The 17,889-nt window shown below is 37.1% G+C and carries 15 protein-coding genes; 11 read left to right on the top strand and 4 right to left on the bottom strand.

From position 1 onward, the window contains the following. Window positions 1-108 precede the first annotated feature (108 nt). From AC07U8_RS13200 to AC07U8_RS13190, 3 genes are all read left to right on the top strand, one after another. On the top strand, window positions 109-705 hold the full coding sequence (locus AC07U8_RS13200) for an IMPACT family protein (protein WP_004822578.1): 597 nt from the start codon (window positions 109-111) through the stop codon (window positions 703-705). Then, entirely contained in the window at window positions 698-1,315 is a 618-nt protein-coding gene (locus tag AC07U8_RS13195) for an acyltransferase (protein WP_244013093.1), read from the top strand. The genes AC07U8_RS13200 and AC07U8_RS13195 overlap by 8 nt, the downstream gene beginning before the upstream one ends. Window positions 1,316-1,443: 128 nt before the next feature. After that, window positions 1,444-2,286, top strand: coding sequence for a universal stress protein (locus AC07U8_RS13190; RefSeq protein ID WP_004719212.1), 843 nt, complete (start codon window positions 1,444-1,446; stop codon window positions 2,284-2,286). A 383-nt stretch (window positions 2,287-2,669) separates the two neighbouring features. Here AC07U8_RS13190 and AC07U8_RS13185 read toward each other — a convergent pair whose 3' ends face one another. Both AC07U8_RS13185 and AC07U8_RS13180 read right to left on the bottom strand, forming a co-directional pair. Continuing rightward, window positions 2,670-3,335, bottom strand: coding sequence for an O-methyltransferase (locus AC07U8_RS13185; RefSeq protein WP_494738018.1), 666 nt, complete (start codon window positions 3,333-3,335; stop codon window positions 2,670-2,672). 199 nt (window positions 3,336-3,534) lie between these two features. Further along, a complete protein-coding gene (locus AC07U8_RS13180; protein ID WP_494738017.1) occupies window positions 3,535-4,587 on the bottom strand; it encodes a Rieske 2Fe-2S domain-containing protein in 1,053 nt (350 codons plus the stop codon). Window positions 4,588-5,445: 858 nt separating this feature from the next. Here AC07U8_RS13180 and AC07U8_RS13175 point away from each other — a divergent pair. The 4 genes from AC07U8_RS13175 to pstB all read left to right on the top strand — a co-directional run bounded on the left by AC07U8_RS13175 (window position 5,446) and on the right by pstB (window position 10,256). Next, window positions 5,446-6,453, top strand: coding sequence for a substrate-binding domain-containing protein (locus AC07U8_RS13175; protein WP_004822573.1), 1,008 nt, complete (start codon window positions 5,446-5,448; stop codon window positions 6,451-6,453). 103 nt (window positions 6,454-6,556) lie between these two features. Continuing rightward, on the top strand, window positions 6,557-7,936 hold the full coding sequence (pstC, locus tag AC07U8_RS13170; RefSeq protein ID WP_004822570.1) for a phosphate ABC transporter permease subunit PstC: 1,380 nt from the start codon (window positions 6,557-6,559) through the stop codon (window positions 7,934-7,936). Beyond that, window positions 7,933-9,327 carry a phosphate ABC transporter permease PstA gene (gene pstA, locus AC07U8_RS13165; protein ID WP_494738016.1) on the top strand — a complete coding sequence of 465 codons (1,395 nt, stop codon included), beginning with the start codon at window positions 7,933-7,935 and terminating at the stop codon, window positions 9,325-9,327. The genes pstC and pstA overlap by 4 nt, the downstream gene beginning before the upstream one ends. A 17-nt stretch (window positions 9,328-9,344) precedes the next feature. Then, window positions 9,345-10,256, top strand: a complete 912-nt coding sequence (gene pstB, locus AC07U8_RS13160) for a phosphate ABC transporter ATP-binding protein PstB (protein ID WP_004719228.1) — start codon at window positions 9,345-9,347, stop codon at window positions 10,254-10,256. Between the two features lie 483 nt (window positions 10,257-10,739). Here the strand turns inward: pstB and AC07U8_RS13155 are convergent, their stop codons facing one another. Continuing rightward, the gene (locus AC07U8_RS13155; protein WP_494738015.1) at window positions 10,740-12,086 is read right to left on the bottom strand and encodes a dicarboxylate/amino acid:cation symporter; all 1,347 of its coding nucleotides are present in this window, start codon (window positions 12,084-12,086) and stop codon (window positions 10,740-10,742) included. Between the two features lie 630 nt (window positions 12,087-12,716). Between AC07U8_RS13155 and sohB the strand changes: the two genes are divergently transcribed. The 3 genes from sohB (at window position 12,717) to AC07U8_RS13140 (ending at window position 15,621) form a co-directional block, all read left to right on the top strand. Beyond that, complete coding sequence (gene sohB / locus AC07U8_RS13150) at window positions 12,717-13,679, top strand: protease SohB (RefSeq protein WP_004822565.1); 963 nt, start codon at window positions 12,717-12,719, stop codon at window positions 13,677-13,679. Window positions 13,680-13,873: 194 nt separating this feature from the next. Then, window positions 13,874-15,016, top strand: a complete 1,143-nt coding sequence (locus AC07U8_RS13145; RefSeq protein WP_004719235.1) for an acyl-CoA dehydrogenase family protein — start codon at window positions 13,874-13,876, stop codon at window positions 15,014-15,016. 305 nt (window positions 15,017-15,321) lie between these two features. Next, window positions 15,322-15,621, top strand: a complete 300-nt coding sequence (locus AC07U8_RS13140) for a DUF1905 domain-containing protein (protein ID WP_096734460.1) — start codon at window positions 15,322-15,324, stop codon at window positions 15,619-15,621. Between the two features lie 359 nt (window positions 15,622-15,980). Here AC07U8_RS13140 and AC07U8_RS13135 read toward each other — a convergent pair whose 3' ends face one another. Beyond that, complete coding sequence (locus tag AC07U8_RS13135) at window positions 15,981-16,499, bottom strand: DJ-1/PfpI/YhbO family deglycase/protease (protein WP_004719237.1); 519 nt, start codon at window positions 16,497-16,499, stop codon at window positions 15,981-15,983. Window positions 16,500-16,750: 251 nt separating this feature from the next. Between AC07U8_RS13135 and pheA the strand changes: the two genes are divergently transcribed. Further along, window positions 16,751-17,857: a prephenate dehydratase gene (gene pheA, locus AC07U8_RS13130; RefSeq protein ID WP_004719240.1), complete on the top strand. Its 1,107-nt coding sequence runs from the start codon at window positions 16,751-16,753 to the stop codon at window positions 17,855-17,857. The last annotated feature ends 32 nt before the right edge of the window (window positions 17,858-17,889 follow it).

The raw sequence follows: 17,889 nt of genomic DNA, 5'->3' as shown, positions 1-17,889 counted from the left end.
GAGTGAATCGAAAAAACCCTAAGTTCGCTTAGGGTTTTTTATTGTCCAATGTATTTTAAAAGCACGTTATAATGGCAATATATTGAGTTTGAATGTTTTATTTTCATTATGGTTTATACACTTGTATCCGAAACGATTTTTGAGGAAGATATTAAAAAGAGTCGATTTCAAGCCATTGCAGCGTCTGTTGAAAATGAACAGCAAGTTAAAATGTTTCTGGAAAAACATTTAGATCTAACAACAACACATCAATGCTGGGCATGGAAAATAGGTCATAATGTTCGTTTTAATGACGATGGTGAACCTTCAGGTACAGCAGGTCGCCCGATCCTTGCGACCATTGAGGGCAATGATTTAACCAATGCAATTGTATTGGTCAATCGTTGGTATGGTGGCATCAAGTTGGGTACAGGTGGTTTAGTTCGTGCCTATGGTGGCTGTGCAGGGCAATGTTTGCTTTTGGCTGAAAAAATAGAACTGATTGAAAAGAAGAAAATTTATTTTCAATGCCAATTCAGCGAATGGTCAATTTTTCAGTATGAATTAAATACCCAAGGTATTGAATATACAGAACAATATACTGCTGATGGGGTTGAAGTTGAGGCATTATTACAAATACATCAAATTGATCCACTTAAGTTAAAAATTCAAGATGTAACGCGTGGGCGTGAGCAACTTAAATTGTTGGAAGACGCTGATGATTGAACAAGACCCATTATTAAAATATCGTGAACAACATAAGCATCGCTTAAATTATATGCCGTGGCTGTATTATTCACTTAAACCGAAAAATCGAGTTTGGGCGGAGCAGTGGCAGCAGCAGTATCAAGCGTATTTGATGGCAATGGAAACTGTTGAAATAGGTCAAAATTGTTTTATTTCACCATTAGCTCATATTTTTGCTGAGCCTGGTCGGAAAATTGTCATTGGGGATAATACTTTTATTGCAGCGGATTGTACCTTGCATGGACCGTTAGAGATTGGTAATGAAGTCGCGATCAATCATCATTGTATTTTGGATGGGGGCAAAGTCGGTATTAAATTGCATGATCAAGTCCGAATAGCTGCCTATTGTCATCTTTATGCTTTTGATCATGGGATGGATTTGAGTACTCCTGTTTATCAACAAGCTGTGACTTCCAAAGGCATTGAAATTGGTCAGGATGTTTGGCTGGGCGCGCATGTTGGTGTGAAAGATGGTGTAAAAATTGCTTCACATGCGGTGATTGGAATGAATAGTATGGTCACTAAAAATGTAGCTGAACGAGAAATTGTGGCTGGGAACCCAGCGCGTTTTATTCGTTATCGTGAATGAACGCACAGTTTGTACAAATACATAATTAAATTATGGAATTAATTACATAAAGTTGTCCAAACTTATAAAAACTTATGCTAATTTAAAATAATATAGACCCAAAGCTGTAAAGCTAAAGCGAGGTTAAAATGAACAGAGTAGTGGCTTGTATTGACTCTTCTCCGTGCATCAATGCATTGGCAGAAGCAGCCGCATGGATTGCTCAAAAAACTGGTCGTGAACTGGTTTTATTGCAAGTATTGGATTATTACCCTGCAAGTTATCATTTAGGGGAAATTAGTGGGGTAATTGGCTTTGAAAGTAATGCGATGTTACTTAAAGAGCTGGCTGAACTTGAACAAAAGCAAAGTGAGTTAGCACTGGATTACAGTAATAATTTACTCAAGCATATTTCTGAAATGATTCAAGAAAAATACAATATCACACCAATTCAAATTCAAGCCAAAGGTGATTTTCTCGAACAAAGCTTCAATGAATTGACTGAAGATGATATCGCTGTCATCGGTCGAGTGGGTGAGCGTTCAGCTGAGAAGAATAAAATATTGGGCAGTAATGTTGAAAACTTTATTCGTGGAACCAAAAGTACCGTATTAACTGTTGGACAAACATTTAAACCACCTACACGGTTTATTTTTGCTTATGAGCTTTCAGAAACATGTCAAAAAATGCTAAAACGTGTTGAAAAAAGTGATTTGCTTAAACTTTTACAATGCCATTTACTCTATGTCGGTGATCATCCTGAAATTCTCAATGAGCCTGCGCAACGTTTAAAAGATGCAGGTTTAGATGTGGTGGTAGAGTACCGTTATGGTGATGTTGCTGAAAATATTTTGGATTATCAAGATCAGCATCAAATTCAATTGATTGTTCTAGGTGCATTTAGTCATAGTAAAATTCATCAATTCTTTTTGGGTAGTGTAACGACCACTATTTTTAGAAACGCTGCAGTTCCATTGTTGGTCGCAAAATAAGTTTGATTTGAAGATAAAAGACAACGCGACCTGAGCAATCGACATTGAGTCAAATGGCCGATCAAACAGAAGAGATGAAATGCCACAAATAATATGATTTGTGGCATTTTTTTTGATTAAAAAATTTGATAAAAATATTGCATTTTGAAATGCAAGCACTTTTTCATGAACCATGAATTTAACTGGTTGAAAATTAATCGACGATTAAAAGTATTTTATTTTCATGGGTTTATTAAAGCATTATTGAGTTATCCACAATTCTACAAACAAGTTCAGGGGATAACTCTAAGGAGAATGATTGAAGCTAAGCTGGACTTGTTAAAATTTTAGCTATAAAAAAACTGCTATCTAAATAGCAGCTTTAAAAATTAAATCAGCATGTTTTATTTTACAATTGCAATGGCAAAACCATCATGCCCTTTGCTACCTACAGTTTGCAAAGCTGTACATGACAGAATTTTAGGATGGTTTTGCATGGCTTTATACATGTCACGGATCCCTTCAATACTTGGTTTGATGTTGTCTGGGTCAAGAATGTCACCAGCACGAATAACGTTGTCCAAAACAATCACTGTACCTGAATGCGACAGGTTTAAGCTTAATTCTAAATATTCAGGATAGCTTTGTTTATCAGCATCGACAAAAATAAAGTCAAAAGGTTCTGTAGCTTCAGGCAACGCTTTTAAAATATCAGCTGCACGACCACACTTTAATTCAACGTTTTGTTTGAGCTTGGCCTGATCTATATTTTCTTGACCTAAAGCAGCATGCGTATCACGACCCTCAATCGTTAAAATATAGCCATCTTCAGGTAGCGCACGGGCTAACCACATGGTGCTATACGCTGCAAAAGTACCTAATTCTAAAACACGTTTGCACTTGTTCATTTGAATCAACATTTGCAATAACATGCCTTGATTTGCGGCAACAGCAAGGTGGTCTGGAAATCCTTTATCCTCAGTGTTTTTTAATGTTTGTATGAGGATTGGATCTTCAGGAATTAAATGTGATTCGATATAGGCATCGATGTCTGACCACATTTGTTGCATGTTATACCACCTAATTGGAGTCACTTCATTTATGTAATGTGCATTTTAATCTTTTAATCGAAGAGTGCAATTTTAATAGAAACTTTTGAGTTAAATTTAATCAACTGGAAAAAATATAAATATATAGAGCGATACATTCAGGTTTTATTGTTTTAAAGAAGCCTGATCAACTTCTATAAAACATGGTGATGAAACTGATTTATGCGGCGAATAATGGGCTAAATCCAATTTTCCTTAATAAACGGCGATACATACTTGAACTGCGATCAGCAGGGAAGTGCGCCTCAATGGATAAATCTAAAGGTAGATATTCTGGTTTTTGTGTCTCAACGATCAAACGGTCTTCTTCAAAGATTGTAAGGTTGTATTCATAAGCATCTTCTATTGGTAAATCTTGATCATAGTTACGACAAATGGGGGCAAATAATCGAGTACTACGTGCTGTCATGGGCGAGGCAGCATTCATAATGACCTGTTTCGCTTGATTGGGGAAATGAATGGTTAATGTTGCGGTAAAAGGTAAATGAATTTCAAAATGGCGTAACCATTGAAAATCCGCTTGTCCTAATTGATCTAGACCAATTGGGTAACGACCCACACTACTGATATAATCAGCACTAAAACCATAGTCTGTTTCTTGTGTGGTGTAATCAGGCACTTCAGTATTTTCTGGATCACCAAAAGTTTCTGGATGTACCCATGCAAAATGAGCAACATCGATAAAGCCTTCCAATTGTCGACCAGCAAAGCATTTTAAATCGACTTGAGGACAAACCAGTTGTTGGTACGTGGTCTCATCCCAATGCGGCATGTTTGGAATATTGGCTATATCCTGTTTTTTTGCTAAAAGTGAACACCAGATTAATCCATAACGTTCAACAGCAGCATAGGTTTTTAGGTGGAAACGGTCCGAAATTTTATGATTCGGGTGTGCAGGTATACGATTACATTTTCCATTTTCACCAAAGCGTAAACCATGATAACGGCAAACGATACCTTGACCATCATTTGTTCCGATGCTTAAAGGAACACCGCGATGTGGGCAGGCATCTTTGGCAACAATGATTTCAGTATCTATTTTATAAATGACCAATGGCATATCCAGCAACATGGTTCCGAGTGGTTGCTCAGTAATATCTCTTGCTAATGCAATTGGATACCAATATTGGGCTAAGAGCTGCCAGTCATGTTCGGAGAAACTCATATGAACGGGGAGGTCTGGGTTAAAGTTGTTCAGTGTTTTGCTATTCATATTCAAATCTTTTAGGGAATGCTCATTTGAATATAAAACAATGCTGTGTTCTTTGAAATTTCAATTATTGTGTGGAATGATTAAGAAAAATAGAACACTTGATTGCATAGTAGGCATGCGCAGTGGTGGTCTTTTAGATCTGCTTAGCTGTAATAATCTTTTAACATTTTTCCAAAATTTAATAAAAATGAGCTGACTACAATAAGTGCAATGGAGAAACTACTGCAAAAGAAAATAATTTTTTGATAATTTAACCTGCAACTATTCATTAAAGGCAAATAGTAGACCTGATACATTGAACGTAAGGTTTGCATGGTTAATATAAATAAACTGATGAAGCTAAAACTAATGACAATATTTTGGATCAGATTGTATTGGCTAATTTGTGCCAATAAAAAGTAAATAATCCAACAACTCATATAGATAATAAACGTGATCATGCTGGCTGAGGCTACCATTTTTAGAAAAGTTTCATGCCATTCTTTACGATTTAATCTGATCATTTAAATTGCTCTTTTTTATTTATTTTAAGGGTTTTTAGATGAGAAAATAAGGCTATCACGACATAGAGTGTCGCTTGAAATGGGTAAACCTTAATACAGCTTTTGTGACATACACATGAAATATTACAATTTGAATTGTAATATCCTCAAATTTAAAAAATAGAACACAGTTGTTTACATATTGAATTTAAAAGATTTTTAATAAAATCAAATGTGAATTATCAAATATCATAAAAGCGTCATAAAGCTGTAACTTATTTGTCATATTTTAAAATCAAAATGCAGTTATCCGAAAAGTACGACACAACAAGAAGTGGTGTACTTCAAAATAGCAGTTTATTTAAGAGAGAAAAGAATGCGCATTAATCACATCGCACTTGCATTAGCAGTTTCAGGGGCAGCAGTAGCAGCAAACGCTCGTGATACCATCCAAATCGCTGGTTCTTCTACTGTACTTCCTTATGCGAGTATTGTTGCTGAAGAATTTGGTAATACTTTCCCTCAATTTAAAGCACCTGTAGTTGGCTCAGGCGGTAGTTCTGCTGGTCTTAAACAGTTCTGTTCAGGTGTAGGCGATAACACAATTGATATCGCAAATGCTTCACGTAAAATTAAAGATACTGAAATTGCAGCATGTAAAAAAGCTGGCGTAAATAAAATCCAAGAAATAAAAATCGGTTATGACGGTATCGTTTTTGCTTCAAATGCAAGCAAAGCAGCTTATAAATTACGTCCACAACATGTATTTGCAGCCCTAGCAGCTGAATTACCATCAAATGGTAAATTGGTACCAAACCCATATACACGTTGGAACCAAATTGATAAATCGCTTCCAAATGAGCCAATTACTTTAGTTGTTCCAGCTTCTAACCACGGTACACGTGAAGTGTTCCAAGAGAAAATGGTTGAAGCGGGTTGCGAAACTTACGATTACTTCAAAAAGTTAGACAAAGATGCACAGAAAAAAGCATGTTCTAACTTCCGTAAAGACGGTAAAGTAATTGAAATTGCTGGTGATTATACTGAAACTCTAGCACGTTTAAAAACATCTCCAAGTGCGGTAGGTGTATTTGGCTTAGGTTTCTATGACCAAAACAAAGATAAATTACGTGTTGCGACAGTGAACAACGTTGTTCCTTCTGAGCAAACTGTACTAAATGGTACTTACCCTGTATCTCGTCCTTTATACTTCTATGTTAAAGGTGAGCATTTACAGTCAATCAAAGGCTTAAAAGAATATACTGAATACTTCCTTAACAAGAAAGTATCTGGTAAAGGTTCTAAGCTAGACAAAGCTGGTTTGATTTCATTGTCTGACGCTGAACGTGCAAAAGTATTGGCTGGTTTTAAAGCTGGTAAATAATAAAACTGCAATAATGGAGCTGATGGTGGGTGACTACCATCGGCTTTCCTTGCTAAGTAGAGTTTTTTCAAATCATTAAAATTGAAAAAACGGTGGAGAATACATGAATCTGCTACTCATTGGCGTGTTATTGGCTTTAATCGCTATCGCATATCAAATCGGGCTACGAAAAAGCCGAAGCCTAGCAGGTAAGGGAAATAACACTGCAATTTTACATTCACGTCCTGGCTATTATGGCTCTTTGGTGGCGTTGTGGTGTGGAATCCCAGCTTTTTTAATTTTGATTGTTTGGAACTTGGTAGAACCAAGTGTTTTACAACATCTAATTTTAAAAAATGTTCCAGCAAATATTGCTTCATCGCTAGATACAGCTGGGGTAGATGTACTGGTAGATCGTATTAAAGCAATTGCCTCTGGCTTTGGTGTGACAGATACGCCAGCAGCTTATGAGGTTGCAGCTGCAGAACAACTCTCAAAATTTGAAAGAATTGGCTCGTTTGCAAAGTTTGCTGTGGTAACTTGTGCAGCGATCCTTGGATTGATTTGGGCAAGAAAAAGAATTAGTCAACAATTTCGTGCACGTAACGAAGTTGAAAAAACCATTAACGTTGTTTTGATCCTGTGTTCAGGTGTTGCGATTCTCACGACTGTGGGTATTGTGATGTCGATGTTCAGTGAGGCGATGCACTTTTTCCAGTTTGTAAGTCCAATCGACTTCTTCTTTGGTACAGAGTGGAATCCTGGCTTTAGTACTTCAGGCAATGCTGAAGGAAGTTATGGTTTATTACCATTACTGTGGGGAACACTCATGGTCAGTGGTATTGCACTACTGGTTGCTGTTCCACTGGGTTTAATGATTGCAATTTATCTTGCTGAATATGCTTCACCTCGATTCCGTTCATGGGCAAAGCCGACAATTGAAGTTTTAGCGGGTATTCCGACCATTGTTTATGGTGTTTTTGCCATGATGGTGATTGGCCCAATCTTCAAATCTATTGGTGATTCAATTGGTGTCGAAGTTAATGCGACCAGTGCATTAACAGCAGGTTTTGCAATGGGTATTATGATTATCCCATTCGTATCTTCTTTGTCAGATGACATTATCACTCAAGTGCCACGCGCCTTACGTGATGGTTCTTTAGGTTTAGGTGCGACCAAATCTGAAACCATTCGTCAAGTGGTTCTTCCAGCTGCCTTACCAGGTATTACGGGTGCATTCTTACTTGCAGTATCTCGTGCAGTCGGTGAAACCATGATTGTGGTACTTGCTGCTGGTAATAGTCCATTGTTACATATCAATCCACTTGAAGCTGTTTCAACAGTTACTGTAACGATTGTAAAACAATTAACAGGTGACACAGACTTTGCAAGTCCGCAGGCATTGGTTGCGTTTGCGCTGGGTTTAACTTTATTTACCATTACATTGTGTTTAAACATTGTCGCACTTTATATTGTGCGTAAATATCGTGAGCAATACGAATGAGTACATCAAATACATCTCCTGTGGATCAAAATGTATTTGATCCTCAAGCTGCCGCTGAGTTGCGAGAAAAACGTAAAGCTAAAATCGCCAGCTCATTGTCAAAACGCCATCGTAAAGAAAAGACCTTCCGTTTTGCTGGTTTTTCAGCAGTGATTATTGGTTTGGCATTTGTTGCAATTTTATTTGGAAGTATCTTATACAAAGGGTTGCCAGCATTTTGGCAAGCAAGTATGACTGTACCTGTGTATTTTGATCCAAGTATGATTGATGCTGGACCAAAACCGACACAAAAAGTGGGCGAATCTCCTGCTGTATTTCAAGAGCGTTATGTCGACTGGCAAACTAAAATGGGTATGGTCGATTGGGATGCATTGATTGTAAATGCAATCATTGCAAAAGACCCTGCACTCGAAAGTCGTCGTGATGATCTTTCAAGTATTTACACCAGTTCAGAAGCATATCGTATCCGTGATATGATGTTTAAAGACCCAGCATTGATTGGTAAAACGGTAGAACTTAATTTCCTTGCTGATGCCAATATTGATGTGTGGTTGGCTGGTCATATCGATCGTTCATTGCCTGATGAGCAGCAACAACTTAGTCCAGAAGTACGTAAACTTTCTGATGACTTGGCTGCGAAAGGGATTATTAACCGTACTTTTAACACGCAAATGTTCACCAACCCAGATTCACGCAGCTCACCAGCAACAGCAGGTTTGGCTGGTGCATTTATGGGTTCATTGTTCATGATGTTAATTGTGATCGCGATTTCTATTCCATTGGGTGTAGCAAGTGCGATTTATCTAGAAGAGTTTGCACCGAAAAACTTTATTACTGACATCATTGAAGTCAATATCAATAACCTTGCAGCAGTTCCATCGATTGTATTTGGTTTATTGGGTGCTGCTATCTTTATTGGTTGGATGCATTTACCTATATCCGCACCTTTGGTTGGTGGTTTGGTCTTAAGTTTAATGACTTTGCCTACAGTAATTATTACCACACGTGCTTCATTGAAAGCAGTACCACCATCAATTCGCCAAGCGGCGTTAGGTATTGGTGCTTCTCGTTTACAAACAGTATTCCACCATGTATTGCCTTTGGCTCTACCGGGGATTATGACAGGTGCGATTATTGGTATTGCTCATGCATTGGGTGAAACCGCACCATTACTATTAATTGGTATGAGCGCTTTCGTTGCAAATATTCCAGTATCTCCATTAGATCAATCTACGGCTTTACCTGTTCAAGTTTACTTATGGCAAGGTAATGAATTACGTAACTTCTTCGAAGGGCGTACGGCTGCAGCCATCATTGTGTTATTGGCACTTATGGTTGGTTTAAACAGCTTTGCAATTTGGTTACGTAAGAAATTTGAAGTTCGCTGGTAAAAGAGGGCAGAATAGAGATGAATACTGTAGAAACTAAAAATTCCTTAAGACAGGATACAACCGTGAATTCTGAACAATCTCAATTTACATCGACTGATAGTAAGCAAAAGCAAGCAAGCACTTCTTTTGTCTCCCAGTTTGAGTCTTCGACACCGAAGAAAGAAAAAAATACAACTGTGAAACTTAGTGCTGAAGACGTGCATGTTTACTATGGTGACGCAGAAGCGATTAAGGGTATTGATCTTCAAGTTTATGAAAATGAAGTGATTGCATTTATTGGACCATCAGGTTGTGGTAAATCAACATTTCTACGTACCTTGAACCGTATGAATGATACGATTGATACTTGCCGTGTAACAGGTAAAGTGCGCTTAGACAACCAAGACATTTATGATCCAAATCTAGATGTTGTGTTGCTTCGTGCTCAAGTTGGAATGGTATTTCAAAAACCAAACCCGTTCCCTAAATCAATTTTTGATAATGTTGCTTATGGGCCTAAACTGCATGGTTTGGCCAAAGATAAGTATGATTTAGAAGAGATTGTTGAAAACAGCTTGCGTAAAGCAGGTTTGTGGGATGAAGTAAAAGATCGTTTAAGTCAGCCTGGTACAGGTCTTTCAGGTGGTCAGCAACAACGTTTGTGTATTGCACGTACGATTGCGGTAAGCCCTGAAGTGATTTTAATGGATGAACCATGTTCTGCACTCGATCCAATTGCAACAGCAAAAGTTGAGGAATTAATCTCTGAGCTTTCTACGCAATATACAATCGCAATTGTAACCCACTCCATGCAACAAGCAGCGCGTGTTTCTGATCGTACAGCATACTTCCATTTAGGTGACTTAATCGAAGTTAACTCTACAGAGAAAGTCTTTACTCAACCAGATCACCAATTGACTGAAGCTTATATTACCGGCCGTTTCGGTTAATTCGAGTACTGATTAAGTCAAGTTTAGATGTGAAATTAAAGGGCCGAAAGGCTCTTTTTTTATAGATACAGTATATAAACCTCTGATGCAGTGAATTAAATTGATGAGAATGGTGGATCAAAAACAATTAAAAATTTAAGCTCTAAAATAATGAATGGATCGTCTAAACCTATTCATTGATGAGTACTGAAATAGGGGGGAATACGGTTTTCGTTAAGTCTTTTGAATGAAGTATTTTTGTTTAAGTATGGTATTGTCTGAATAAAACCAATCTATTGAGAATGGGTAAATTAGACAAATGCTTTTAAGAAACACATCATTTTAAACTTTGTGCATTAAATATATTTTTCAGTTAGTGCTTTATTTTATATGCGAATAGCAGTTGATTGTTGTTTGTAATTTTCTGATCTACTCATAGTTGCTTTATATAAAAAAGGAGCTCAAAAGCTCCTTCTTATTACAAATATTGCTTATAGGATATTTTTAATCGATTGGATCTTCACGATGTTGTTCAACAGCTTTAGCATCATAGTGTGCTTTACTTGGATGAGAGAATGCAGCAGCCAGTTTATCTTTATCTAAAGCATTGTCCCAACGTGCCACAACAATCGTCGCACATGCATTACCGACTAAATTGGTCAGTGCACGGCATTCAGACATAAAGCGGTCAATACCTAGAATTAGAGCCATACCTGCAACAGGAACTGCTGGAACAACAGACAATGTTGCTGCTAAGGTAATAAATCCGGCACCTGTAACACCCGCAGCACCTTTAGAGCTGAGCATTGCAACAAGCAACAATAAGATTTGGTCTTGAATACTCAAATCGATATTACATGCTTGTGCAATAAAGAGCGCCGCCATCGTCATATAGATGTTGGTACCGTCTAGGTTAAATGAATAACCAGTAGGAATAACCAAGCCAACCACAGATTTTTCGCAGCCTGCTTTTTCCATTTTACGCATCAAGGATGGAAGTGCGGCTTCAGATGAACTGGTCCCTAAAACTAACCATAATTCATCTTTGATATAGCGAATTAGATCTGTAATTCTAAATCCATTATAACGTGCCACTGCACCCAAAATAACCAGAATAAAGAGTAAGGCAGTGATATAGAATGTCATAATTAAAAGTAAAAGATTTCCAATACTTTCAATACCATACTTACCAATTGTAAATGCCATTGCACCAAAAGCACCAATCGGAGCAAATTTCATCAGCATTCCAACTAAATGGAATACGGGTGCTGTAAGATTGTTTAAGAAGTCTACAATCGGTTGACCTTTTTCGCCTACCGCAGCCAAGGACAAACCAAATAATACAGCAACAAATAGAACTTGCAGGATGTCGCCACTTGTTAATGGACTGACAATGGTTGTCGGAAGAATATTCAGTAAGAAATCGACAATCGAAGCATCATGTGCTTTTTCAGCGTACTCAACAACTTTCTCTGATTTCAATGATGTAGGGTCAATATTTAAACCTTGTCCTGGTTTAATAATATTGGCAACGATCATCCCGACGATTAATGCGAGTGTGGAGAATGTTAGGAAATAAAGCATCGCTTTACCCGTTACTCGTCCTACAGTTCCCATATGTTTCATGCCTGATATTCCAGTGACAACCGTCAAGAAAATAACAGGTGCAATAATCATTTTGACCAGTTTAATAAATGCATCACCTAACGGCTTTAAACTTGCACCAATATCTGGCCAAAAGTGTCCAAGAAGCATACCAAGTACAATGGCAAAAATAACTTGAACATAGAGGATTTGATAAAACTTTTGTTTTTTAGGGGGTAGGTGTTCATCGTGTGAGGAGATATCCATACTCAATCCTTATCCTTGATGTTGATAAAATTAAACATTTTTTAAAGAAATGACATAAAAATGTTCATAAATTTACAAAATGTAATTATTGTTTTTAACGTGTTGATTTTAAATAGTTTAATCAAAATAACAAATATGTTATTTAGATAAAAAGAGCTGGTAAATAACCTAATATAAAAAATCAAAATGTGTGATATATGTTTATTTGTATTATCTGTTTGATATAAACATGTCTATGTTTTTTTGTGTGAATTTGTCATAAGAAAAGCCAGCAAAAGTTCTACCAAGTGGCATTTACGTTTTTTTCGAGTTAAAGTCGCTGAATATGCTGAAATCAGCAATGCTTAACTTAGATATAAAAACTATTAATAAAATCTTAATCTATTCAAAACGCGTATCTTTACTCGAATTTTCATGCGTTTTTAAGTATAAAAAAAAGCTATATATTTCATAACTAAAATTTAGTTATTGTTGTCTGTTATAAAGTGTGTAGACAAAGCTTTTTATCATGCATCAAGTCGAAGTGGACTGGGCTTTGTCGAATTTTTCAAAAAGTGTATTGAAATTTAACTGATCCGTCCGCATCTTATTAGAAAAGCATTTCCTTAAATATTAGAGATTATAAATTCTATGTTATTTCATTTACCCAAAGTACCCGCAGAAATTCGTATCAGTCATTTAAATGCCCGAATTAATGAGCAAAGAAAAAGAATTGCTCAATCTACTGCATCGAAATTGGAACTGTTTCAACTGACTCAACAGTTTGTAAAAGAAGCACGTGTACGTAAAAAAAATAATCAAAAAATCTATGTCTTAGATTTTAAAGGAGATGTACAGGCTTCAGCTGTAGAAAATTTAAGAGAAGAAATTACATTAATTCTTGCGACAGCAAAAGCAGGGCGTGATCGTGTCATTGTTCGTTTAGAAAGCCCGGGTGGTATGGTGCATGGTTATGGTCTTGCAGCTGCACAATTGGTTCGTTTACGCGATGCAGGCTTTAATCTGACGATTTGTGTGGATAAAGTGGCCGCGAGTGGCGGTTATATGATGGCGTGTATCGCAAGTGAAATCGTCTCTGCACCATTTGCTGTGGTTGGTTCGATTGGTGTTGTTGCGCAAGTCCCTAATTTTAATCGACTGTTAAAAGAACATCATGTTGATTTTGAGCTATATACCGCAGGTCAGTTTAAACGTACTGTGACGATGTTTGGTGAAAACACCCCAGAAGGTAAAGCAAAATTTGAAGAAGAGTTACAACAAACGCATCAATTATTTAAGCATTTTGTTGAAAAATATCGTCCGCAACTCAATGTCGAAAAAGTTGCAACAGGTGAACACTGGTATGGTGAAGATGCGCGCAATTTAAATTTAGTGGATAAATTGCAAACTTCAGATGAATACTTGCTGAGCTTATTGCCACAACATGACGTATATGTGATTCAAACACGTCGTAAGCCAACACTTGGCGAAAAGTTAGGTTTACAAGCTGCACAAATGGCAGATGCCTTAATCCCATCCGTTGTGAATAAATTGATGAGTGAGATCACCAAGCTAAATTCTTCTTTACCGATGTTTAAAGACGATAAATTCTAAGTTTTGATTATTCATTGACAACCTAAGGAGTAATTGGCGAAAGCTGATTACTCTTTTTTTATGGAAAAGTCTTTTCTTTATTCGCAAAAATGCTCAGAAAAAATGACCTCATGTGGTCATGACAAGTCCGTAAAAAATGATTAGCATGCTAGGGATCATAAAATCAAAAACTCAGATTGAAAGGAATACAAGACATGTTGGCATATGATGCAGATTTAGAACTTTTTCGTGATAACTTTAAACGTTTTATGAGTGAACACGTTGCTCCATTTTATGAGCAATGGGAAAAAGAAGGTTTAATGCCACGTTCAGTATGGTCATTATTGGGTGAAAATGGTTATCTTTGTGTGGATGTGCCTGAAGCGTATGGTGGTTATGGCGTTCCAACTGAATATTCATTGATGTTGGTTGAAGAGTCTGCGCGTGCAGGCTATGGTGCATTGTCTACCGCGATTTCATGTCATTCAGAAATTGCAGCTCCTTATATTTTGCATATTGCCAACGAAGAACAAAAACAATACTGGTTACCGAAAATGGTGTCAGGTGAAGTGGTGGGCGCAATTGGGATGACAGAACCGGGTGCGGGTTCAGACCTACAAGGGATGCGCAGTAGTGCAATTTTAAATGGTGACCATTATGTTTTGAATGGTTCTAAAACATTTATTTCCAATGGTCAACATGCAGATTTAGTGGTATTGGCAGCAAAAACTGACCCTCAAGCACGTGCAAAAGGTGTGTCACTTTTATTGGTTGATACACATCTAGATGGTTTTAAAAAGGGCACCAACCTCGATAAAATTGGTTTGCATTCTCAAGATACCTCAGAACTGTTCTTTGATAATGTTAAAGTTCCAGCAAATCAATTGTTAGGTAGCGCAGGTCAAGGTTTTGCCTATTTGATGCAGGAGTTACCTCGTGAACGTACTGCAATTGCAGCAACGGCACTTGGTGCAATTCGTGGTGCAATCGATATTACTACTCAGTATGTACAGGAACGTCAAGCGTTTGGTCAGAAAATTGGCAGCTTCCAAAATACTCGTTTTGTTTTGGCTCAAGCAAAAATTGATGAGTTGGCAACAGCAGCATTCTATAACCAAAATCTAGCTTTGTATAAACAAAGTAAATTGGATGTTGAAACAGCAGCGGCTTTAAAAAGTTTTAGTACGGATATGCAGATGAAAATCATCGACAGCTTGCTACAACTGTTTGGTGGTTATGGCTATATGACGGAATATCCAATTTCTCGTTTCTTTGTAGATGCACGTATTCAGCGTATTTATGGTGGTACAAATGAAATTATGAAAGAAATCGTGGCACGTGGCATCATTGGGCGATAATGCATATGTAACGATAATATAAATATAAGCTGTTCGTGTTTTTTATGGAACATGAACAGTTTTTTTATTTTGATGGGAATATATTGAGAAAAATCAAATAAATATATTGAAAAACAAACATTAAAAAGTAAAGATAGAGCAAACAACATTTAATCAAATACGTAGGTGTAGGTCTTGTTTGCTTGATTGGATTTGTACAATAATAAGTCAGTGGTAATGTGCTCATGCCTTATCTAAAAAATAGAATTGGCGAATGAAATAGATATAACAACGATAAGCTGTTTAAACTTTCGAGTGAAATTAAAATGATGGATCATGGAGTTTCTTTTCAAATTGAATCAACAGTCCAGCAGTATTTGGGTGTTGGTGGATGGCATTATGCTCTTATTTCCAAATTACAATCTGAAGAAATAAAAAAATACATTCATCAGAAACGAAGCTGGGGTGCTGTACCTATTACTGTCACACTGGGTAAAAGTATCTGGAAAACATCTATATTTCCTGACAAGCAATCAGAGGGCTATTTACTGCCACTTAAAGCAGAGATTCGCAAAAAAGAGAAGATATATTCAGGAGATCATATTTCTTTTTCGATTCTGTTATAGGTTTTAATGGTCAAGCTTTGAGTAGGTATATTTGACCACTAGTGAGGCTATATTGAATAAGTCAACTCATATTGCTGTAAAGCCCTTACAACGTGATTTTAGCTTAAACGTTTAAATCCATTGGTACAAACAATGATGAATAAATTAATCATTTCGCTTTTTGGATAAGCTTTTAAATTTTTATATTAGGCTTCAGCCGTAAATCCTTTTTAAAGCATAGATCAACATAAAAGCTTCGTCACTCTAGTCTTTTCCCAAAAGGGGAATGGGCTTTCAATACCCATATCACTCATGCAATATGATCATTTTGACTTATAAAAGAGATACAAAATTTCATAAATAAGGTTAAAATTAATAAACTAAGCGCTTAATACATTTAAACATTCATTGATAAAGATAGGTAACTCAAAAGTCGAGCGTGAAGAAATATATAAATTGTTGTCGTTTACCACTTCGCGATCAAAAACCACAGCGCCAGCGTCCTTAAGTTCTTTGAGGATATCTTCAATTGAGGTTAAGCGCCGTCCAATGGCAATTTGTGCATCGATAAGCAAATGGCTACTGTAACAACATAAAAAAATAGGTTTTTGCGCATTGGCAAAATTACGTAAAAAATCAATAAACCGTTCATCTTCTTTAAGATGATAAGGGGAATATCCACCCGGAATCATTAGCGCATCAAAATCCCGAACAGAGATTTCATCAATGCCTAAATCTATACTGACCGAAGATTTTCTTTGTTTGCTATACACAATATTCCCCGCAGACTTTTCAATATTGCGTACAGAGTGGCTTGCAGCTCGAAAAGCTTCAACGGGATGATGATATTCCGCATCTTCGAAATCATGGGTAATGAGAACAGCGATTTTTTTATTCATATTCTATGACTCGAAATGCGCTTATGCTTTTTATCATAGAGCGCAATGCTTAAAATTCTATAGCTGCTTTGTAATTCATTTTGTAGTCAGAAAAGTTATAAAGTGATGACATTTTATTCAATATATAAGTTGAAAGTGAAACATTGAAAAATGCACTATTGCCCAACAAATTAAACTGAACTATTGTTATACTGTCAGTGGTCTAAAACATAGACTTCTCGTAATTCTCGACTTTAAAGGGCGACATAACAATGATCAACGATGATCAAAAAACGACTTCTCTAGATCTTGCTCAAATCCGTGAAGATATTGACTCTGTAGATCAGCAAATCCAACAACTTATCAATCGCCGTGCAAAACTGGCGGAATCAGTTGCTAAAGCAAAATTTGCAGCAGAAGAGAATCCGTTATTTTATCGTCCTGAACGTGAAGCACAGGTTTTACGTCAAGTTATGGAGCGCAATGAAGGGCCATTGTCAGATCAAACCATGGCACGTTTATTCCGTGAAATTATGTCTGCATGTTTGGCACTGGAAGCACCACAAAGTATTGCATTTTTAGGTCCAGTCGGCACTTATACCCATTCTGCTGTATTAAAACATTTTGGTCAGGATGCTGTGGTTCGTCCACTACCAACGATCGATGAAGTGTTCCGTGAGGTTGAAGCGGGCAGTGCACATTATGGTTTAGTTCCAGTTGAGAACTCATCTGAAGGTGTGGTTAACCATACTTTAGACTGTTTTAAAGCATCGCATTTAAATGTGATTGGTGAAGTTGAATTGCGTATTCATCACCAATTCCTGATTTCTTCAAATACTCGTAAAGACAGTATTAAACAAATTTATGCACATCAACAAACACTTGCGCAATGTCGTAAGTGGTTGGATGCACATTATCCGGGTGTAGAACGTGTGGCTTTAAGCTCAAATGCGGAGGCTGCACGCCGTATTCGCAATGAATGGCATTCAGCAGCAATTGCATCTGATGTGGCTGCAAGTATCTACGACTTAGAAGTTCTCCACGGCAATATTGAAGATAACCCTGAAAATACGACACGATTCTTGGTAATCGGCCGTGAAAAAGTACCGCAAAGTGGCAATGATAAAACCTCATTACTGATTTCAGCACATGACCGTGCAGGGGCTTTATTGGAAATTCTTGCACCATTTGCAAAACACAACATTAGTTTGACCAGTATTGAAACCCGTCCGGCATTACCTGAAAAATGGGCTTATGTATTCTTTATTGATCTTGAAGGTCATGTGGAACAGGACAATGTTAAAGCGGCGATTGAAGATATTCGCCCACTGGTTAAAGAAGTACGTGTACTGGGTTCATATCCGATTGCTGTGCTTTGATGTCGTTGTGAAATAGGTAGTTCAAAATCGTT

The sequence above is a fragment of the Acinetobacter sp. GW821-FHT01E09 genome (genome assembly GCF_059422385.1).
This window is presented reverse-complemented; position numbering and strand designations above follow the sequence as displayed.